At 72.8% G+C, this 20259-nt stretch carries 16 protein-coding genes; 2 read left to right on the top strand and 14 right to left on the bottom strand.

The features are described 5' to 3' along the window. Positions 1–159: 159 nt before the first annotated feature. Positions 160–1029, bottom strand: coding sequence for an alpha/beta fold hydrolase (locus J7E86_RS06195; protein ID WP_215080498.1), 870 nt, complete (start codon positions 1027–1029; stop codon positions 160–162). A 491-nt stretch (positions 1030–1520) separates the two neighbouring features. Then, complete coding sequence (locus tag J7E86_RS06190) at positions 1521–2213, bottom strand: metal-dependent transcriptional regulator (protein ID WP_215080489.1); 693 nt, start codon at positions 2211–2213, stop codon at positions 1521–1523. A 196-nt stretch (positions 2214–2409) separates the two neighbouring features. On the opposite strand from J7E86_RS06190, the gene J7E86_RS06185 reads away from it, so the two are divergent. Beyond that, complete coding sequence (locus tag J7E86_RS06185) at positions 2410–3165, top strand: SIS domain-containing protein (RefSeq protein ID WP_215080488.1); 756 nt, start codon at positions 2410–2412, stop codon at positions 3163–3165. A gap of 136 nt (positions 3166–3301) precedes the next feature. Here the strand turns inward: J7E86_RS06185 and J7E86_RS06180 are convergent, their stop codons facing one another. The 3 genes from J7E86_RS06180 to pdxH all read right to left on the bottom strand — a co-directional run bounded on the left by J7E86_RS06180 (position 3302) and on the right by pdxH (position 5677). Further along, on the bottom strand, positions 3302–4696 hold the full coding sequence (locus J7E86_RS06180; RefSeq protein WP_215080487.1) for a PAS domain-containing protein: 1395 nt from the start codon (positions 4694–4696) through the stop codon (positions 3302–3304). Continuing rightward, positions 4693–4815 carry a hypothetical protein gene (locus J7E86_RS31550; protein WP_285439649.1) on the bottom strand — a complete coding sequence of 41 codons (123 nt, stop codon included), beginning with the start codon at positions 4813–4815 and terminating at the stop codon, positions 4693–4695. Before J7E86_RS31550 ends, J7E86_RS06180 begins: the two co-directional genes overlap by 4 nt. A gap of 238 nt (positions 4816–5053) precedes the next feature. After that, positions 5054–5677 (bottom strand): pyridoxamine 5'-phosphate oxidase, encoded by a 624-nt coding sequence (pdxH, locus tag J7E86_RS06175; RefSeq protein ID WP_251018739.1) that lies wholly within the window; start codon positions 5675–5677, stop codon positions 5054–5056. A 450-nt stretch (positions 5678–6127) separates the two neighbouring features. Here pdxH and J7E86_RS06170 point away from each other — a divergent pair, with 450 nt between their 5' ends. After that, the gene (locus tag J7E86_RS06170) at positions 6128–7231 is read left to right on the top strand and encodes a citrate synthase 2 (RefSeq protein ID WP_215080486.1); all 1104 of its coding nucleotides are present in this window, start codon (positions 6128–6130) and stop codon (positions 7229–7231) included. Positions 7232–7276: 45 nt separating this feature from the next. On the opposite strand, the gene J7E86_RS06165 is transcribed toward J7E86_RS06170, so the two are convergent. The 9 genes from J7E86_RS06165 to J7E86_RS06125 all read right to left on the bottom strand — a co-directional run. Then, the gene (locus J7E86_RS06165; protein ID WP_215080485.1) at positions 7277–9064 is read right to left on the bottom strand and encodes a phosphocholine-specific phospholipase C; all 1788 of its coding nucleotides are present in this window, start codon (positions 9062–9064) and stop codon (positions 7277–7279) included. A 92-nt stretch (positions 9065–9156) separates the two neighbouring features. Next, positions 9157–9768, bottom strand: a complete 612-nt coding sequence (locus J7E86_RS06160; protein ID WP_215080484.1) for a TetR/AcrR family transcriptional regulator — start codon at positions 9766–9768, stop codon at positions 9157–9159. Next, positions 9756–10487 carry an enoyl-CoA hydratase family protein gene (locus J7E86_RS06155; RefSeq protein ID WP_215080483.1) on the bottom strand — a complete coding sequence of 244 codons (732 nt, stop codon included), beginning with the start codon at positions 10485–10487 and terminating at the stop codon, positions 9756–9758. The genes J7E86_RS06160 and J7E86_RS06155 overlap by 13 nt, the downstream gene beginning before the upstream one ends. Before the next feature lie 18 nt (positions 10488–10505). Next, complete coding sequence (locus tag J7E86_RS06150) at positions 10506–11663, bottom strand: acyl-CoA dehydrogenase family protein (RefSeq protein WP_215080482.1); 1158 nt, start codon at positions 11661–11663, stop codon at positions 10506–10508. Next, complete coding sequence (locus tag J7E86_RS06145) at positions 11660–13765, bottom strand: biotin carboxylase N-terminal domain-containing protein (protein ID WP_215080481.1); 2106 nt, start codon at positions 13763–13765, stop codon at positions 11660–11662. The genes J7E86_RS06150 and J7E86_RS06145 overlap by 4 nt, the downstream gene beginning before the upstream one ends. An 8-nt stretch (positions 13766–13773) precedes the next feature. Further along, positions 13774–15375 (bottom strand): acyl-CoA carboxylase subunit beta, encoded by a 1602-nt coding sequence (locus J7E86_RS06140; RefSeq protein ID WP_215080480.1) that lies wholly within the window; start codon positions 15373–15375, stop codon positions 13774–13776. Next, positions 15372–17099 carry an acyclic terpene utilization AtuA family protein gene (locus J7E86_RS06135; protein ID WP_215080479.1) on the bottom strand — a complete coding sequence of 576 codons (1728 nt, stop codon included), beginning with the start codon at positions 17097–17099 and terminating at the stop codon, positions 15372–15374. Before J7E86_RS06135 ends, J7E86_RS06140 begins: the two co-directional genes overlap by 4 nt. 266 nt (positions 17100–17365) lie before the next feature. After that, positions 17366–18172 carry a TIGR03084 family metal-binding protein gene (locus J7E86_RS06130; protein WP_308312488.1) on the bottom strand — a complete coding sequence of 269 codons (807 nt, stop codon included), beginning with the start codon at positions 18170–18172 and terminating at the stop codon, positions 17366–17368. A 116-nt stretch (positions 18173–18288) separates the two neighbouring features. Further along, the coding region (locus tag J7E86_RS06125; RefSeq protein ID WP_215080478.1) for an FAD-linked oxidase C-terminal domain-containing protein at positions 18289–20259 on the bottom strand (1971 nt) is incomplete at its 5' end.

Raw genomic sequence — 20259 nt, 5'->3', positions numbered from 1 at the left:
TCAATCGCCGGACGGGCTTGATGTGGCTGCGCTCAGCCGCTTTCAGCCCGTTGGGGGCACCCCCAGCGGTAGCTGGGGGAGATTGAGGACGCGCCCGCAGGCGCCCCGCCGCCGCAGGCGGCGCAGACGGCCCGCAGCCGAAGACCCGCCGGCCACTGCCTAAGCCGGCAGCGCCGTTTCGAGGAAGGGCTCGACCACCCGGCGCCAGCCCTCGGGCTCGTCGTAGTGGACGAGGTGACCGGCCTCGGCGACCTCGGCGTAGGCGCCGCGCGGCAGGACCCGGACCATCTCGTGCGCCTCGGCGCGGCCCAGCTCGCCGTCGAGGCCGCGGACGACGAGGGTGGGGCACTGGACCAGGGCCAGGTCCTCCCAGTAGGCGTCGTGGACGTAGGTCTCGCGGGTGTGCAGCATCTGACGGCGGGAGAAGACCGGGCGCCAGCCGTCGGCGCGCTCGGCCATCACCTCGGCGTAGAAGTCGCCGCGGGCCGGCCGGGGGCGCTCCAGGGCCGGATCGCCCTCGCCGAACCAGCGGCGGACGTCGGCGAGCGTCGCGAACGGCACCGGCCAGGACCTGAACCACTCGTTCCACTCGCGCTGGCTGGCCGGACCCAGTGCGGAGGCCCGCATCTCGCAGACGACCAGGGCCCGGACGAGGTCCGGGCGGCGGGCGGCGAGCTGCCAGGCGGTGAGGGCGCCCATGGCGTGACCGATGAGGGTGACGGGCGCGAGGCCCAGGCGCTCCACCGCGGCCTGGGCGTCGGCCACATACGCCTCACGGGTGTACGAGCCGTCGGCGGGCCGTGCGCTGCGGCCGTGGCCGCGCTGGTCGAGGGCGACCGCGCGATGGCGCGTGGAGAGCCAGCGGGCGGTCTCCGCCCAGTGCGCCGCCCGGCCCATCAGGCCGTGCAGCAGCAGGACCGCGCCGCGCCCCCGCTCGCCGTCCGCGCCGTCGCTCTTGGGAGGATCGGCGAACTCCCAGGCCGCGAGCCGCACCCCACCGCTTCCGCTCACGTCGAAACGCCGCACCATCGGTCCTGGCACCCCCACTTCTCCCCCGAGCAGCAGCTCCACCATAGAGAACTCACATTCGAATGCGTGGCTGTCGCGCGCAACACCCCTCGTTCGAGTGACCATCCTGAAGGGTTGACCGGCGGCACCCCGGGGAGTATCGACCTGGGGGCGGACCGCTCGGGGAAGAAAGGTCCGCGCGGCAGACCTTGGGAGCTCGGGGCTCCGGGTCGCCACGGGGTATATGGGGAGGCAGGGGCCCCGGCAGCTCGACAGGGCGCCGGGGCCCTCGCCATGCCCGGCCGCTGGACTGGCCGCACGGTGCCCCCTCCCCGGACGACGGCGTGCCGCGCAGATGCGTCAGCGCCAGCGTGGCACGGCGGCGGCGCCTCCGCGCCCCTTACGCCGACTCCTGCCGGATTCAAGGGAGTTGACGTCCGGCCGGGCGGAAGCCGACGCGGACAGCACGACGGGGGTCGCCGGCCGGCGACCCCCGTGACGTGCCCGCGCGGTCAGCGCTTGGCGACGAAGACGTGCATGGCGATGTCCGCTTCCAGCTCGGCGGCCTCACCGCTGCTGCCCACCAGCACCCCGCCGGCCGACTCGGTCACGCTGACCACCGCGCCCGGCTGCACGCCGGCCCGGCGCAGTGTGTACATCAGCTGCGGGTCGGTCTGGATCGGCTCGCCGATCCGCCGCACGACCACGGTCTTGCCGTCGGTGCCCGGCTCCAGGTCCATCAGGCTGACCATGCCGTCGTTGAGGAACGGGTCCGGCTCGGTCTTCTCGCCCAGCTCCTCCAGGCCCGGGATGGGGTTGCCGTAGGGCGACTCGGTCGGGTGGCGCAGCAGCTCCAGCACGCGCCGCTCGACGGCCTCGCTCATCACGTGCTCCCAGCGGCACGCCTCGGCGTGCACCTGCTCCCACTCCAGGCCGATCACGTCGACGAGCAGGCATTCGGCGAGCCGGTGCTTGCGCATCACGCGGGTCGCCAGCCGGCGGCCCTCCTCGGTCAGCTCCAGGTGCCGGTCGCCCGCGACCGAGACCAGGCCGTCGCGCTCCATGCGCGCCACGGTCTGGCTCACCGTCGGGCCGCTCTGGTCGAGCCGCTCGGCGATCCGGGCACGCATCGGAACCACACCTTCCTCCTCCAGCTCGAGAATGGTGCGGAGATACATCTCCGTGGTGTCGATCAGTCCGGACATGCGTGCCCCTTGATATGTCGTGCGCTGGCCCCTGGACTCAATTCTGACGCATATCACTGACAACAGTGCCGCGTACGGGTTTGCCCGCAGCCGCCGTATTGACAGGGCGATGGTCCAGACCGCAACGTGATCCGCGCCACGAGCGTACGCCAGACCGTACGCGCCACCGGATCTTCAGGTAAGGAGCCCCGCAGCGATGAGCGAGAACAAGCTGGCCGGGCAGTTCTTCGACGCCGCGATCGGGCTGCTGCAGCGGGTGCGCGACGAGGAGGCCGGGCACATCGCCGCCGCCGGCTCCCTGATCGCCGGCACGGTGGCCGACGGCGGCCGGCTCTTCGTCTTCGGCGCCGGACACTCCTCGCTTCCCGCACAGGACGTCGTCTACCGGGCGGGCGGGCTCGCCCTGATCAACCTGCTCGCCGTGCCCGGCGTCGTCGGCCTCGACGTCATGCCGGCGACGCTCGGCAGCGCCCTGGAGCGGGTGAACGGCCTCGCCGGCGCGGTCCTGGACACGAGCCCGGCGCAACCGGGCGACCTGCTGATCGTCATCTCGCTCTCCGGGCGCAACGCGCTGCCCGTGGAGATGGCGATGAACGCCCGCGCGCTGGGCCTGACGGTCATCGGCGTCACATCGCCGGCCTACGCGGAGCACACGAAATCGCGGCACGTGTCGGGGACGTTCCTGAAGGACCACTGCGACCTCGTCATCGACAACAAGATCGACATCGGCGACGCGGAGCTCCTCGCGGAGGGCGTCGAGGGGGCGTTCGGGCCGGCTTCGACGGTGGTGACGAGTGCGCTGATGCAGGCGGTGGTCGCGGCGGCGGTGGGGGAGCTCGTGGCTCGGGGGATCGATCCGCCGATGCTGCGGTCGGGGAACGTGGATGGCGGGCACGAGTGGAATGGGCGGGTCATGAGCGAGTACGGGGACCGGATCTTCTTCCGGCATTAGGTGAGCGGGTGGTTTCGGGGCTCCGCCCCGGACCCCGGTCCTCAAGCGCCGGACGGGCTGATTGTGCCCGGCACGAGCTGGGTGGGGCCCTCGGCGCAGGCCGGAAGGCGAAGGCCACCCGGAACGCAGGGGTGCGTCAGCCGGCCGAGCTGGTCGTCGCCAGATCCACCGCCGCCGCCACCCTCGCCGCCACGTCCTCCGCGTACGTCGCGTCCCCCCGGTCGAAGGGCCTGCGGGACACCCCCCGCAGGAACGTCACCGCGCCCAGTGTGCGGCCGCGGCTGCGGAGGGGCGTGGAGAGGGCGTGCACCGTGCCCTCCGGCCATTTGCGGGCGCCTGCCCAGCTCTCCGTGCAGTCGGAGGCCGCGCGCACCGAGCCGCAGCGTTCGACCGCCTGGAGTGCGGGGTGGGCGTCCGGATACGGCAGCGGGAGGCCGCCGCGGCCCATCGTCGGGGCGGGGCCCGGCGTGCTCGTGGGCGTCGCCACCGCCCGTACGAGCCGGATCGGCGGCTCGGGGGCCTCCGCCGGCTCCGGCAGCAGGTCGATCAGGGCGTGGTCCGCGAATCCGGCCAGCGCGAAGTCCAGGTACAGGGACGCGGCCTCCATGGGGTCCTCGCACTCGGCGACGGCCCGGCCCGCCCGGTGCAGCTGGCTGCCGCGGAAGCGCAGCCGGGCGTTCTCCTGCTCCATCAGCCGCGCGGCCGTCACGTCCAGGAACAGCCACGCCACCCCGAGCGGCACCGGCTCCTCCGCGAGCGGCGAGGCCAGCCGCAGGAAGCCACTGCGCCAGCAGCGCCGCTCCGGCGGCGCTGCGCCCTGGTCGCGCAGGGTGACCCACAGGTCGGTGGGGGCGGGCGGCGCGCCCGCCGCCAGGACGTGCTGGAGCGCGCCCTCGACCTCCTCCACGCCCTGGTCCAGGAGCTCGCCCAGCGGCCGGCCGAGCAGCGCCGTGCGGCCCGTGCGCAGCGCCCGCGCGGCGTGCGCGTTGGCGAGGGCGGGCCGCAGGTCCGCGTCGACCAGGACCACGCCCCAGGAGGCGTCGCCGAACAGCGCCTCGCTCAGCGCGATCGAGCGCTCCAGGTCGATCTGCGTGTGCACCTCGCTGAACGCGCAGTACGCGCCGGCCGCCCTGCCGTCCGCGCCGGGTACGGCGGACAGCTGCGTACGGACCAGGACCCGCCCGCCGTCCTTGGTGAGCAGCGCGAACTCGTGCACCTGCCGGCCCGGCGCCTTCATCGCGCCGAACAGCCGCGCGGTGACCTCCTCGGCGTCCGCCGCCCGCACCGCCCAGCCGGCCAGGCCCTGCCGCCCGACGGCCTCCTCGGCGGTCCAGCCCAGTATCCGCTCGGCCTCGCGGTTCCAGTGCGTGACCGTACCGTCGGCGTCGAAGGCGCACAGGGCGGCGTCCATGCCGTCCAGGAGCGCCGCGAGCAGGTCCGAGTCGTCGCTGTCGACAGCCGCCTCCGCTCCGGGCCCGCACCCGGGAACTGCTTCCGGGCGTGCCGGGCCGGGCTGGTGTGGTGCGGTCACGAGAAACCCCCTGCCGGCCGCGTCCGCATGTCCTGCACGACCGCATTCAACTCGACCGTGATGGGCACCACACCGTCTTCGCGGAAATCGATGCCACAGGAAATTCGGTTGAAGGCCACCGGGCCGCTTCCTAGGCTGATGCCCACACGAGAAGGGAGGTGGTTCGGAACATGATTTCTCTCCGGACGCGTGAGGTGACTGCGGGCTAGCGCCCGTCGTCGCGCCAAGCGCAGCGCCGGCACCGCCGGCCAATCCCAGCAGTCACCCGATCCGTGGGCCGCCGAGTCGTCCGCTCGGCACCGTCGCGCCGCAGGGCGCGGCGGTAACCGGCCCACGGATCGTCTGCGTCTCCCGGTCCTACGGGCAGAGGCGCTCCACGCGCCAGCCGGACCCGGCCCGTACGTACCGCAGCCGGTCGTGCAGGCGGTTCTCCCGCCCCTGCCAGAACTCCACCGTCTCCGCCACCACCCGGAAGCCGCCCCACCCGGGCGGCACCGGCACCGGCTCGCCCTCCGGGAAGCGGGCGGCGATCCGCTCGTACGCCGTGTCGATCCCGGCGCGCGAGGCGACCACCGTCGACTGCGCGCTCGCCCACGCCCCGAGCTGCGAGCCGCGCGGCCGCGACCGGAAGTAGGCGGCCGTCTCCTCGGGTTCCACCCGCCGCGCGGTGCCGGTGACGACGACCTGCCGGGTGATCGGGTACCAGGGGAAGAGCAGCGAGACGTGCGGGTTGCGCGCGAGCTCGACGGCCTTGCGCGAGCCGTAGTTGGTGTAGAAGACGAAGCCCCGCTCGTCGTAGCCCTTGAGCAGCACGGTGCGGGAGCTGGGCCGCCCGTCGGCGTCCGCGGTGGAGACGACCATGGCGTTGGGCTCCGGCAGGCCGCTCGCGGCGGCCTGCGTGAACCAGATCGCGAACTGCTCGTACGGACCGGCGGCGAGCTCCTCCTCCAGGAGGTGCTCGGAGCGGTACTGCCGGCGCATGGCGGCCGGGTCGAGCGGGTCGTCGCCGCGAAGCTCCGCGGCCGGGGATTCGTCGAACGCGTCGGCGTGGGTCACGCGCACATCCTGGCAGTCCGGCCACGGCGGGAACAGCCGTCGCACCCGAAGCGGGCCGATCATCATGCCCGGTGCGGCGCTCCCGTAATCCTTTCTCCGGAGAATGCGGCGGTGTGCCGGACATCACCCTTCCCCGCATGTGGCGGACCCTCCAAAATCGCAGAGCGGGAAGCTGTGGAACCCGCACATCAACAGCTATCGTGTCCGGCCGGAATCCGAATACGCGCCGCCCGACGGGACCGGGCGCGGAAACCGGGTGAAAGACAGCCGCACCGGGCAATACGGGGTCGACCGAAAACGGACCGCGAGCCGCGCCACGCAGCCGCGTAACCGGCTCGGCGCCCGCCTGTCGCACACGTCATGAGGAGCCGCCTGATGTCCGACTTCGTACCCGGACTCGAAGGAGTCGTCGCGTTCGAGACGGAGATCGCAGAACCCGACAAGGAAGGCGGCTCTCTCCGCTACCGAGGCGTGGACATCGAGGACCTGGTCGGTCAGGTGTCCTTCGGCAACGTCTGGGGTCTGCTGGTCGACGGATCGTTCAACCCCGGGCTGCCGCCCGCCGAGCCGTTCCCGATCCCGGTGCACTCGGGCGACATCCGCGTCGACGTGCAGTCGGCCCTCGCGATGCTCGCGCCCGTCTGGGGCCTCAAGCCGCTCCTGGACATCGACGAGGCCACCGCCCGCGACAACCTCGCTCGCGCCGCCGTCATGGCGCTGTCCTACGTGGCCCAGTCGGCGCGCGGCCAGGGCCTGCCGATGGTGCCGCAGCGGGAGATCGACAAGGCGGAGACCGTCGTCGAGCGCTTCATGAAGCGCTGGCGCGGCGAGCCCGACCCCAAGCACGTCAAGGCCGTCGACGCCTACTGGACGTCGGCCGCCGAACACGGCATGAACGCCTCCACCTTCACCGCCCGCGTCATCGCCTCCACGGGCGCCGACGTGGCCGCGGCGCTGTCCGGCGCGGTCGGCGCGATGTCCGGCCCGCTGCACGGCGGCGCGCCCTCCCGCGTCCTCGGCATGATCGAGGAGATCGAGCGCACGGGCGACGCCACGGCCTACGTCAAGCAGGCCCTGGACCGCGGCGAGCGCCTCATGGGCTTCGGGCACCGCGTCTACCGCGCCGAAGACCCCCGCGCCCGCGTGCTGCGCCGCACGGCCAGGGAGCTCGCGGCGCCGCGCTTCGAGGTCGCCCAGGCCCTGGAGAAGGCCGCCCTGGAGGAGCTCCACAACCGCCGCCCGGACCGTGTCCTGGCGACGAACGTGGAGTTCTGGGCGGCCATCGTCCTGGACTTCGCCGAGGTCCCCGCGCACATGTTCACCTCGATGTTCACGTGCGCCCGCACGGCGGGCTGGAGCGCGCACATCCTGGAGCAGAAGCGCACGGGCCGCCTGGTGCGGCCCTCGGCCCGCTATGTGGGCCCCGGACCGCGCAACCCGCGCGAGGTCACGGGCTTCGAGGACATGCCGGGCGCCTGAGCGGAGGCCCGGCGCGTCGCCTCGGTGCGCGCCGGGCCCGCCGGCTCAGTACCAGGTGCCGGCGACCCGCCGCAGATGGCCGTCGGCGCCGGTCACGGTGACGTCGTACCGCCCCTTGGAGACCCCCGCCATCTCCCGCGCGCTCTGCTCGCGGACCGGGGCCCCGCCGGCCCTGCCCTTGAAGCGACGCAGGAATCCGTCGGCGCCGTACACCGTGAAGTCGTACGCGCCACCGGTCCCGGACGTCTGCCACACATATTCCGCCCGCTCACCCGGCGCGACGGTGAACGGCGTTCCGGCGAACGGCAGATGGGCGTTCGGGAAGACGGTGAAGTGGAACGCCGCCCCGCCCGCGTTCGTCATCGCGCACACGACCCTCCCCCCGTCCACGGTGACGGAGGCGTCGGGCGCGTAGGGCAACGGCCGGTACGGGCGGGTGCCGGGTTCCTGGACCGGAATGGTCTGCTTGCCCTGGGCGGGGAGCTTCACCGGGGGCAGTCTGCGGCCCGCGTCGGCCTTGCGTACGAGCTCCTTGGTGTCCGGCAGCGAGGGCACGGAGAAGTCCGGCCGCGCGAAGTCGAAGCAACTGGTCAGGTCCCCGCACACGGCCCGCCGCCAGGCGCTGATGTTCGGCTCGCGCACGCCCGTCACCACCTCCATGAAGCGCAGCACCGAGGTGTGGTCGAAGACCTGGGAATTCACCCAGCCGCCCCGCGACCAGGGCGAGACGACCCACAGCGGCACCCGGTTGCCGAGCCCGATCGGCTGACCGCCGACGAACTCACCGGGGGTGCCGGCGGGCGGGAACGGCGGGACGACGTGGTCGAAATAGCCGTCGTTCTCGTCGTACATCACCAGGAAGACGGTGTGCTTCCACACCTCGGGGTTGGAGAAGAGCGACTGGAGCGCGGTGTTGACGTAATCGGCGCCGTAATCGGGGCTGGCCGCCGGGTGCTCGCTGAACAGATAGGGCGCCACCAGCCACGAGATCGTCGGCAGGGTGCCGTCCTTGCAGTGCCGGTCGAAGGCGCTCAGGTCGAACTTGGTCATCGCGTTGACGTACCGGGGATCGTCGTGCGGAAAGGCGTGGAACTGCCGGAAGTACGAAAGGCCGTTGTCGTCGTAGTCGCCGTACCGCTCGTCCTTGCCGGGATTGTGATAGACCCGCCAGCTCACTCCCGCCCGCTCCAGCCGCTCCGCGTACGTCGTCCAGTCGGCGACGGGATTGTCGGTCACGACGCTGTTGTCGGTGAACGGCCCGGTCGTCCCGTCGGTGCCCGGCCCGGCCGTACCGGACCACAGGTACAGCCGGTTGGGGTCGGTGGGCCCGGCCATGGAACAGAAATAGTGGTCGGCGACGGTGAACGCGTCGGCGAGGGCGTACTGATAGGGAATGTCCTCGCGGGTGAAGTAGCCCATGCTGCGCTCGCCCTTGGCGGATATCCAGCGGTTCATCGCACCGTGGTTGATCGCGTCGTGCCCGGTCTTCCAGTCGTGGGGCAGACCGTCGGCGTTCTGGGCGTTGTAGCGCGTGGTGTCCATCCGGTACGGCAGCAGATACCCGCCGTCCTTGCGCGCGGGATCGGGCTGCCGCAGCACGGAACTCCCGTCGGGAAAGACCAGCCCCTGCCGGTCGTCGAACCCGCGGACGCCCCGCAGTGCGCCGAAGTAGTGGTCGAAGCCGCGGTTCTCCTGCATCAGCACGACGACGTGCCGGACGTCGGCCGGCCCGCCGCCCGGGGCGGCGGAGGCACGGCCGGACGTGCCGACGGTCATGGCGGCAGCGGCGGCGGCCGACGTTCCGACGAAGGTGCGGCGCGTAATGGGGGACACGGGAGTCAACTCCTCGGCTCGGGGTCGCCCGCACGCTAGCCCCGCCGCCCCCACAACGGAATGGACAGGAGGTGTCCTGGAGGCGAAAGGTCTCAGCGGGCCGTGAGCGCCTCCCCGAGCAGTCCGGCCCAGTGCTCGACGACCCGCTCCCGCCGGGCGCGGTCATCGGTCAGCAGGTTGGCGAGCCCCAGCCCACGCGCCATGTCGAGGAAACCCTGGACACTTTCCCGCACGCCCGCCCGCTGCTCGTCCGCTCCCAGAAGCTCCACGGCCATACGGTGGACCTCCCGCCCCACCCGCGCCTCCAGAACCGTCACCCGGTCCCTCAACTGCTCCTCGTTGGCGGCCGCGACCCACAGTTGGAGGGCGGCCCGGAAGAGCGGCCCGGTGTAGAGCCCGACCAGCTCCCGGACCACCAGCTGCGTACGGGCGGGCCCCAGGAGGAGCCGCGCCGGGTCCAGCGCTTCCCGCAGGGCGGCGGACCGCTGCTCGGCGACGTACTCGACGGCGGCCGTGAACAGGTCCTCGCGCGTGGGAAAATGGTGCTGGGCCGCCCCTCGCGACACCCCCGCCCGTTCGGCGACCACGGACACCGTGGACCCGGCCCACCCGTGCTCGGCCAGGCACGCGATGGCCGCCTCCAGCAACCGCAGCCGGGTGGCCCGGCTGCGGTCCTGCCGGGGTTCCTTGGTCACCGTGGCCATACCGGATCCCGCCGCTCCAGGAAGGCGGTCATGCCCTCGCGCGCCTCGTCCGAGGCGAACAGCCACGCGGACCGTTCCGCCAGCGCGTCGGTGTCCCGGTCGAAGGCGCGCAGCACCTCGGCGGTCACCAGCCGCTTGGACTCCGCGAGCCCTTGCGGGGAACCCCGGCGCAACCCGTCGAGCAAGCCCGGCAGCACCTGGTCCAACTCCCCGGCAACGGTGACGAGCCCGATCCGGACGGCCTCCTCGGCGTCGAACCGTTCGCCGGTCAGGTAGTAGCGGGCGGCGGCACGCGCGTCGAGCCGGGACAGCAGCGGCATGGAGATCACGGCGGGCGCCAGCCCCAGCCGCACCTCGGTGAACGCGAACGAGGCACCGGCCCCGGCCACCGCGATGTCACAGGCCCCCAGCAGCCCCAGCCCGCCGGCCCGGACGTGCCCGGTGACGGCGGCGACGACGGGCTTGGGCAGCTCGACGACGGCACGCATCAGCCGTACGAGCCCCAGGGGCACCGCGCCGGCCTCCTTCAGATCCGCGCCGGCGCAGAAGGTGTTCCCGGTGTGCGCGAGCAGCACGGCCCGCGTCCCGGGATCACCGGCCGCCTCGGTGAGCCCGTCGTGCAGCTCGTCCACGAGCCGCGCCGACAGGGCGTTGCGGTTGTGGGGCGAATCGAGGGTCAGCGTCGTGATGCCGTGCTCGTGCGCGCGGCGAACCAGCATGGACGGAACCACCTTCACTCAGTAGGACTTGGGAAGCCCGAGGGTCTGATGCGAGACGTAGTTGAGGATCATCTCGCGACTGACCGGGGCGATGCGGGCCACCCGCGCCGCGGTGATCAGGGAGGCGAGCCCGTACTCGGCGGAGAGCCCGTTGCCGCCGAGGGTGTGGACGGCCTGGTCGACGGCGCGCACGGTGGCCTCGGCGGCGGCGTACTTGGCCATGTTCGCGGCCTCCCCGGCCCCCACGTCGTCGCCCACGTCATAGAGACCGGCGGCCTTCTGCGTCATCAACCGGGCGAGCTCGACCTCGATATGGCACTGGGCGAGCGGATGGGCGATGGCCTGATGCGCGCCGATGGGCTCGCGCCAGACCTGGCGCGTACGGGCGTAGTCGACGGCACGGGCCAGGGCGTACCGGGCCATGCCGATGGCGAAGGCGGCGGTCATGATGCGCTCGGGGTTGAGCCCGGCGAACAACTGGAGCAGCCCGGCGTCCTCGTCCCCGACCAGCCCGTCGGCCGAAACACGCACTTCGTCGAGGACCAGCTCGAACTGCTTCTCGGGAGAGGCGAGTTCCATGGGGATGGGGCGATACGAAAAACCCGGAGCCCCTCGCTCCACCACGAACAAACAAGGCTTGAGCTTCCCGGTCCGCGCATCCTCGGCACGCCCGACAACGAGGGTGGCATCAGCGGCATCGACACCGGAGATGAAAACCTTGCGCCCATTGAGCACCCACCCCTGACCATCCCGCCGGGCGGTGGTGGTGATGCGATGGGAATTGGACCCGGCCTCGGGCTCGGTGATCCCGAAGGCCATGGTGAGAGCACCCGAAGCAAGACCGGGCAGCCACCGCCGCTTCTGCGCGTCGGTACCGAACCGAGCGATCACCGTGCCGCAAATAGCAGGCGAGACCACCATCATCAACAGCGGACACCCAGCAGCCCCCAACTCCTCAAGAACCACAGCCAGCTCATAAATACCGCCCCCACCACCCCCGAACTCGACCGGCAGATTGACCCCCAGATACCCGAGCTTCCCGGCCTCCTCCCACAGGGCATCGGCATGCTTCCCGTCCCGCACGACGCCGGCGAAGTAGTCGCGCCCGTAGCGCTTGCCGAGCGCGCCGACGGCGGCACGCAGGTCCTGGCGTTCCTGGGACTCGATAAGACTCATGACGGGGGCTCCTCTTTCTCGGCGACGACGGCGAGCAGAGCTCCGACCTCGACCTGAAGGCCGGGGACGGCGTGCAGAGCGGAGAGCGTGCCGGAGGAGGGCGAGACGACGCGGTGCTCCATCTTCATCGCCTCCAGCCACAACAGCGGCTGACCGGCCAGTACGGAATCCCCGACGGCCAGCCCGTCCGCGACACGGACAACGGTCCCGGGCATGGGGGCGAGCAGGGACCCCGCTTCAGAGCGACTTTCCGACACAGGAAACCGCGACAACAACACAAAACCAAAGGACCCGACAAAAACCCGGTCACCATAAAAACCCACACCGAACCGCCGCCGAACCCCACCCACCTCAAGCAGCACCTCATCAGGAGCGGCAGAGACCACCGAAACCCCGGAAAAACCATCAGCGGTCACCCCGTCCCGCCCCACCCGATACCGCACTTCGACGACCTCACCACCGGGCTCGGCCCGAAACGACTTGACCTGCGCCTGAGAGCGAAGATTGCGCCACCCACCCACACGATGCGGCACCGACGACAGCGACCGCGCGAAGGCCGCATCGGCAAGAGCGGCAGCAAGGGCAGCGATCCGCACCTCATCGCCACCCGCGGGAGCGACCAACTCCCGCAGGTACCGCCCGTAGAACCCCGTATCGACCAGCCCGTCGGCAAACGCGGAATGCCGCAACGACCGCACCAACAACTCGCGATTGGTGACGGGCCCATGAACAACAGCACGGTCCAACTCAAAGGCCAGCAACCGCACAGCCTCCTCCCGCGTAGGAGCCCAGGCGACGACCTTGGCGAGCATCGGATCGTAGTGAACGCCCACCGCGTCACCGTCGCCGACACCGGAGTCGACGCGGAGAAAGGCACCGGAAGCCGAAGGACCACGGGAGGTGACGGGGTCGGAGGGGCAGGGGTCCGGGGCGCTGACGTGTATTTGCGGGCCCGATGTGGGGGCGCTGTCGCGTTTCCGGGTGCCGGGCCCGTAAATATACGGCCCCGGACTCCTGCCCCGGAGGCCCCGGCGCCGCTCCCCCCACGCACCGGCCCCCACCGACAGCCGGTGCACGACCCCGGCCTGCGGCCGCCACCCCCGCGCCGGATCCTCCGCGTACAACCGAGCCTCCACCGCGTGCCCGACAGCAGACGGCGGCGCCCCCAGCACACACCCTTCAGCGATACGCAACTGCCAGGCGACGAGATCGACCCCGTACACGCACTCCGTGACCGGATGCTCCACCTGGAGCCGGGTGTTCATCTCCAGGAAGTACGCGCACCCGTCCCGCCCCACCAGGAACTCGACCGTGCCGGCACCCACGTACCCGACCGCCCGCGCCGCGTCCACCGCCCACCCGTGCAGCGCGTCCCGCAGCGACGGCGGGAGCCCCGGCGCCGGAGCCTCCTCGATGACCTTCTGGTGGCGCCGCTGGAGCGAGCAGTCCCGCGTGCCCAGCGCCCACACGCCACCCTGCCCGTCGGCGAGGACCTGCACCTCCACATGCCGCCCGCCCTCGACGAACGGCTCGACGAACACGGCCCCGTCCCCGAACGCGGCGGCGGCCTCAGCCTCGGCGGAGGCCAACTCCCCGGGCAGTGAGGCCAGGTCACGGACAACCCGCATCCCCCGCCCACCCCCACCACCGACCGCCTTGACCAGCACCGGCAGAGAGGACGCGACAACGGCGGACGGCACCAACGAGGACAGCACCGGCACCCCCGCCGCCGCCATCACCGCCTTCGCCCGGGTCTTCGACCCCATCTCCTCGATCACCGAGGCCGGCGGCCCGATCCACACCAGCCCGGCATCCGTGACGGCCCGAGCGAAGGAAGCGTTCTCGGACAGAAACCCGTACCCCGGATGCACGGCGTCCGCACCGGCGGAAAGCGCCGCGGCGACCACCAGATCATCCCGCAGATACGTATCAGCAGGCGCAGCCCCCGGCAGCCGCACCGCGGAATCCGCCCACCGCACATGCAACGCACCCGCATCCGCGTCGGAATGCACGGCGACCGTGGAGATCCCCAGCTCCCGGCACGTCCGCATCACGCGGCAGGCGATCTCGCCCCGATTGGCGACCAGCACGGACCGAATCAAGAGAACCCTCACATCCGGAAGACGCCGAATCCGCCCCGGGCACCCTCGACGGGCGCCCCATGGACGGCGGACAGACACAGCCCGAGCATGGTCCGCGTATCGCGGGGGTCGATGACCCCGTCGTCGTACAGCCGCCCGGAGAGGAACATCGGCAGTGACTCCGACTCGATCTGCCCCTCCACCATCGCGCGCAGTCCGGCGTCGGCCTCCTCGTCGTACGGCCGGCCGGCGGCGGCCGCGGACGCGCGGGCGACGATGGACAGCACCCCGGCGAGCTGCTGCGGCCCCATGACGGCGGATTTCGCGCTGGGCCAGGAGAACAGGAACCGGGGGTCGTAGGCGCGCCCGCACATCCCGTAATGGCCGGCCCCGTAGGAGGCGCCCATCAGGACGGACAGGTGCGGAACCCGGGAGTTGGCGACGGCGTTGATCATCATGGAGCCGTGCTTGATGATGCCGCCCTGCTCGTACTCGCGGCCGACCATGTAGCCGGTGGTGTTGTGCAGGAAGATCAGCGGGATGTCCCGCTGATTGGCCAGCTGGATGAACTGCGCGGCCTTCTGCGACTCGGCGCTGAAGAGCACGCCCCGCGCGTTGGCGAGAATGCCCACGGGGTATCCGTGCAGCCGGGCCCAGCCCGTGACCAGGCTGGCCCCGTAGAGCGGTTTGAACTCGTCGAAGTCGGACCCGTCGACGATCCGGGCGATGACGTCACGGGGATCGAAGGGCACTTTCAGATCCCCGGGAACAACACCGAGAAGCTCACCCTCGTCGTACACAGGTTCCCTCACGCCATCCACGGAACCCTTGGACGCCTTGAGCCAATTGAGCCGAGCGACGACCCGCCGGGCCTGCCGCACCGCATCCACCTCGTCGACGGCGAAGTAGTCCGCGAGCCCGGACACCCGGGCGTGCATCTCCGCCCCGCCGAGGGACTCGTCGTCCGCGTCCTCACCGGTGGCCATCTTCACGAGCGGCGGCCCGCCGAGGAACACCTTGGCCCGGGACTTCACCATGATGACGTGGTCGGACATGCCGGGTACGTACGCGCCGCCGGCGGTGGAATTGCCGAAGACGACGGCGACCGTGGGAATGCCGGCGGCGGACAGCCGCGTGATGTCCTTGAAGAGCGCGCCGCCCGGGATGAAGATCTCCTTCTGGCTCGGCAGATCCGCGCCACCGGACTCGACCAGGGCGATGCACGGCAGCCGGTTCAGCCGGGCGATCTCATGGGCGCGCAGTGCCTTCTTCAGCGTCCAGGGATTGGAGGCGCCGCCCCGCACCGTGGGGTCGTTGGCGGTGATCAGGCACTCGACGCCCTCGACGACCCCGATGCCGGTGACGATGGACGCGCCGACGGCGTAGTCGCTGCCCCAGCCGGCGAGCGGCGACAGTTCCAGGAACGGCGTGTCGGGATCGAGGAGCAGCTCGATCCGCTCACGGGCGAGGAGCTTGCCGCGGGCACGGTGCCGGGCCACGTACTTCTCGCCGCCCCCGGCCAGCGCCTTCGCGTGCTCCGCCTCGATCTCGGCGAGCTTGGCGAGCATCGACTCGCGGGCGGCCGTGTACTCGGGGCTCGTCGGATCGAGCCCGGACGCCAGCACGGTCACAGCAGCACCTCCGGTATCTCCAGACAACGCGAGCGCAGCCACTCGCCGAGGGCCTTGGCCTGCGGATCGAAGCGGGCCTGGGAGGCGACGCCTTCGCCGAGCAGCCCGTCGACGGTGAAGTTCAGGGCGCGCAGATTGGGCAGGACGTGCCGCTCGACGCGGAAGGGGACCACCTCCGGCAGCAGCCGGCGGAACGTCTCGACGGTCAGCTCATGGGCGAGCCACCGCCAGGCGGTGTCGCTCCGCACCCACACGCCGACGTTCGCGGACCCGCCCTTGTCGCCACTGCGGGCCCCGGCGACGAGCCCGAGCGGCGCCCGCCGCGTGCCACCGCCGGGCCACGGCGGAGGCAACGGCGCCGGACCGACGGCATCAGCACGGCCCCCAACGGCCGGAGGCACCGTCACCCGCTCCCCGTCCGCCAGCACCGCCACATGCCGCACGTCACCCGCGTCGACGTACGCCGCCTCGAAGACGCCGTACGGCGTCCCCTTGCCCGGCGGCGCGGTGACGTGGAAGCCGGGGTAGCTCGCGAGGGCGAGCTCGATCGCCGCGCCGCTGACCGCGCGCCCGACCGCCTCCGGGTCGGGGTCGCGCACGACGAGCCGCAGCAGGGCGCCGGCCTCCTCCTGTACGGGCGCGTCGGCCCGGTCCGTACGGGCGAGGGTCCACCGGACCTCGGCGGGCGGGCGCCCGGCGAGGGCGGCGTCGAGCTGGTCGCGCACCAGGCGCGCCTTGGCCTCGATGTCGAGGCCGGTGAGGACGAACACGACTTCGTTGCGCCAGCCGCCGACCCGGGTGAGCCCGGTCTTGAGCGTGGGCGGCGGCGGCTCGCCCCGCACCCCGTCGACGCGTACGCGGTCGGGCCCGTCGTCCGTGAGCCGTACGGTGTCGAGCCGGGCGGTGACGTCGGGGCCCGGGTAGCGGGGGCCGGCGGTCTCGTACAGCAGCTGGGCGGTGACGGTGCCAATGGTGACGGCGCCGCCGGTGCCGGGGTGCTTGGTGATGACGGCGGAGCCGTCGGCGTGGATCTCGGCGAGGGGGAAGCCGGGGCGGCGCACGTCGTGCTCCGGGCCGAGCTCCTGGAAGAAGGAGTAGTTGCCGCCGGTGGCCTGTGTCCCGCATTCGAGGATGTGCCCGGCGACGACGGCGCCCGCGAGCCGGTCCAGTTCGCCGGGGGCCCAGCCGAAGTGCGCGGCGGCGGGCCCGGTGACGAGCGCGGCGTCGGTGACGCGGCCGGTGACGACGACGTCGGCGCCCGCGCGCAGGCACGTGGCGATGCCGGCGCCGCCGAGGTAGGCGTTGGCGGTGAGCACGCCCGTACCCCAGTCGCGGGCGCCCAGCAGGTCGTCGCCCTCGACGTGGGCCACCCGTACGGCGATGCCGAGGCGGTCGGCCAGGGCCCGGATCCCGGTCGCGAGGCCGGCGGGGTTGAGGCCGCCGGCGTTGGTGACGAGCTTGACGCCCCGCTCGACGGCGAGTCCGAGCCCTTCCTCCAGCTGGGCGAGGAAGGTCTTGGCGTAGCCGCGCCGGGGGTCGGCCAGCCGGTCGCGGCCGAGGATGAGCATGGTCAGTTCGGCGAGGTAGTCGCCGGTGAGGACATCGAGGGGACCTCCGGTGAGCATCTCGCGCAGGGCGTCGAAGCGGTCACCGTAGAAGCCGGAGGCGTTGCCGATCCGCAGGGGCGGCGGGGGGCTGTCCGGACCTCCGGGCTCCGGACGCACGGCCTCCCGGCCCGGGGGCCCCGGCGGTACGAGCCCCGGCCGCACGGGTCCCCGACCGGCCGACCCCGGACGCGCGGATCCAGCGGGCTGCGGCCGTACGGTCGGTGGCTGCGCGGGCACCGAACCGGCGGGCACCGAACCGGCGGGACCCGGCCGTGCGGGCCCCGGTCGTGCACGCTCCGAACGGCCGGACCCCTGCGGTACGCCCGCCGGACCCGCCGCCCCCAGCCGTAACGCCACCGCCTCCGGCAGCCCACGTTCCGCCATCAGACACCGCCGTCGCGCGGCAACCGCGGCCCCCGCCCGCTTCCCGGTGGTCCGGCGAACGCCTGGGCGATGTCGAGCCAGCGGTCCGCGTCGGGGCCCTCGGCGCGCAGGGCCAGGTCGGAGCGGTGGGCGCGCCGCACGGCGAGGAGGCAGAAGTCGAGTGCCGGGCCGGTGACGCGCTGGGCGGCGGCCTCGGGGCCGTACACCCAGACGGTCCGGCCGTCCGGGGCGAGGAGTTCGACGCGGAACTCCTCGGCGGGCGGGGTGAGCCCGCGCACCGCGTAGGCGTGGTCGCGGGCCCGTACCCCGATGCGTGCCACGTGCCGCAGCCGGGCCGTCGGCACCCGCCGCACCCCCAGGGCGTCGGCCACGTCCTGGCCGTGGGCCCAGGTCTCCATGAGCCGGCCGGTGGCCATCGAGGCGGCGCTCATCGGCGGCCCGAACCAGGGCAGCCGCACGCCCGGCGGCACCTCCGCCAGCACGCGCTGGACGCGGGCGCGGCTCTCGCGCCAGCGGTCCAGGAGGGTGGCGGGCGGCAGCTGTGCGAGGGGCCGTGCGGCCTCGGTGACGAAGTCGTCGGGTGCGGCGAGGGCCTCGCGGGTCTCGGCCGCGAAGCCGTCGGGGTCGGTGGCGGAGCGGACGGCCCGCTCGTCGGTCCACGTCAGGTGGGCGATCTGGTGGGCGACGGTCCACCCGGCGGCGGGCGTGGCGTCGGACCACCGCTCCGGGGGCAGCCCGGCCACGTGACGGTCCAGGTCGTCGCCTTCGGCCCGCAGCTCGGACAGCAGCTCCACCAGGTCGATCACTCCGGGCTCCCCTCACCAGCAAGCAAGTTGACTGCCCGTCATCACAACACGGCAGCGACGCCCCCGTCCGGGGAGAGCGTCGCACCGCACCAGGAAACAAGCAAGCGTGCTTGCCTTTATTTTTCGGCCTTCCCGCCACCCGGTGACCGCCGCCCGGCGGGGAGGCCCTCCGCGAGCACCTCCGCCAGGTGCCGCCCGCGCCGCCCGGCCAGCTGACCGAGCTGCGTACGGCAGGAGAACCCGTCGGCCAGGATTTCCGCGCCCTCCGGCGCCTGCCGGACGGACGGCAGCAGCTGTTCCTCCGCGCAGGCGACGGACACGTCGTAGTGCCCGCGTTCGAAGCCGAAGTTGCCGGCCAGTCCGCAGCATCCGCCGCTCAGTTCGCCGTCGAGCCCGGCCCGTTCGCGCAGGCGCCGCTCGGCCGCGTCGCCGAGGACCGCGTGCTGGTGGCAGTGGGTCTGGCCGACGGCCGGCCGGTCGACGCGCGGGGGCTCCCAGTGCGGGGCCCGTTCCTCGATGATCTGGGCGAAGGTGCGGACGGAGGCCGCGAGTTCGTGGGCCCGTGGATCGTCGGGCAGCAGTTCGGGCAGGTCCGTGCGGAGGGCGGCGGCGCAGCTCGGCTCCAGGACGACGACGGGGAGTCCGGCCGCGGGCTCCATCCGGTCGAGCGTGCGCCGCATGACCTTCCGGGCGCGGTCGAGCTGGCCGGTGGACACCCAGGTCAGCCCGCAGCAGACGGCGCGCCCGGGGAGCACGGCCTCCTGCCCCGCGTCCTCCAGGACGCGCACCGCGGCCCGGCCGACCGATGGCGTGAAGTGGTCGGTGAAGGTGTCCGGCCACAACACGACCACCTGATCGGTGGACAGGACGCGCGTTTCGCCGCCGTCGCGTACGCGCGCGTGCCGGGCCGCCCACGCGCGGAACGTCTCCTCCGCCACCACCGGGACCTCCCGCTCGGCCGCGATCCCGCCGAGGCGCTTCACCGCCCCGGCCAGCGGGGAGCGCGTGAGCGCGTTGAGCGGGCGGGCGGCCCGCAGCCGTGCGGCCGCCCGGAGCCAGACGGGCAGCCACCCCATCGTGTAGTGCGCGGCGGGCCGCCACCGGCCCGCGTAGTGGTGGTGGAGGAACTCCGCCTTGTACGTGGCCATGTCGACGCCCACCGGGCAGTCGCTCCGGCACCCCTTGCAGGACAGGCACAGGTCCAGCGCCTCGCGCACCTCCGGCGAGCGCCACCCCCGCGTCACCACGCCGCCCCGCTCGCCCGCCAGCATTTCGTGCAGCAGGCGGGCGCGCCCGCGCGTGGAGTGGCGTTCCTCGCCGGTGACCCGGTAGGAGGGGCACATCACGCCCGTGTCCACCGTCGTCTCCCGGCACTTCGCGACGCCCACGCAGCGGCGCACCGCCCCCGCGAAGTCGCCGCCGTCACCCGGATAGGCGAACTGCACGGGCACCGGCCCCTTCGGCAGGACGTCGAAGCGCAGGCCCTCGTCGAGCCGGCCGGGGCGGACGAGCATGCCCGGGTTGAGGCCGTCGGCCGGGTCCCACAGGCCCTTGAAGCGCTCGAAGAGCCGGACGACCTCCGGCCCGTACATCCTGGGCAGGAGTTCGGCGCGGGCCCGGCCGTCGCCGTGCTCGCCGGAGAGGGAGCCGCCGTGGGCGACGACGAGATCGGCCAGGTCGCCGGAGAACTCCCGGTAGCGCCGGACGCCGTCCGTGCTCAGCAGGTCGAAGTCGATCCGCGCGTGGACGCAGCCCTCGCCGTAGTGCCCGTACGGCGCGCCGCGCAGCCCGTACCGCCCCAACAGCGCCCGGAACTCCCGCAGATAGGCCCCGAGACGCTCCGGCGGCACCGCGCAGTCCTCCCATCCCGGCCATGCCTCGCGGCCGTCGGGCATGCGCGTGGCGGTGCCGGCGGCGTCCTCCCGTACGCGCCACAGGGCGCGTTGCCCAGCCGGGTCGGTGACGACCGCGTGGCCCGTGGTCGCCGGGGCCGCGATCCGGACGATCTCCGCCGCGCGGGCGGCCGCCTCCGCGGCCGACGCCCCGCCGGTCTCGACGAACAGCCAGGCATCGCCGGCCGGCAGCCC

The sequence above is a fragment of the Streptomyces sp. ISL-11 genome (genome assembly GCF_018614525.1).
In the GTDB taxonomy this organism is placed as follows: domain Bacteria; phylum Actinomycetota; class Actinomycetes; order Streptomycetales; family Streptomycetaceae; genus Streptomyces.
The sequence above is the reverse complement of the archived record's forward strand: the minus strand, read 5'-3'. Positions and strand labels throughout refer to the sequence as shown.

What these genes read in the sequence shown, in the direction of transcription:
- J7E86_RS06195 (WP_215080498.1), bottom strand. Translation starts at nt 1,029, where the DNA reads ATGGTGCGGCGTTTCGACGTGAGCGGAAGCGGTGGGGTGCGGCTCGCG.
- J7E86_RS06190 (WP_215080489.1), bottom strand. Translation starts at nt 2,213, where the DNA reads ATGTCCGGACTGATCGACACCACGGAGATGTATCTCCGCACCATTCTC.
- J7E86_RS06185 (WP_215080488.1), top strand. Translation starts at nt 2,410, where the DNA reads ATGAGCGAGAACAAGCTGGCCGGGCAGTTCTTCGACGCCGCGATCGGG.
- pdxH (WP_251018739.1), bottom strand. Translation starts at nt 5,677, where the DNA reads ATGCGCCGGCAGTACCGCTCCGAGCACCTCCTGGAGGAGGAGCTCGCC.
- J7E86_RS06170 (WP_215080486.1), top strand. Translation starts at nt 6,128, where the DNA reads ATGTCCGACTTCGTACCCGGACTCGAAGGAGTCGTCGCGTTCGAGACG.
- J7E86_RS06160 (WP_215080484.1), bottom strand. Translation starts at nt 9,768, where the DNA reads ATGGCCACGGTGACCAAGGAACCCCGGCAGGACCGCAGCCGGGCCACC.
- J7E86_RS06155 (WP_215080483.1), bottom strand. Translation starts at nt 10,487, where the DNA reads ATGCTGGTTCGCCGCGCGCACGAGCACGGCATCACGACGCTGACCCTC.
- J7E86_RS06150 (WP_215080482.1), bottom strand. Translation starts at nt 11,663, where the DNA reads ATGAGTCTTATCGAGTCCCAGGAACGCCAGGACCTGCGTGCCGCCGTC.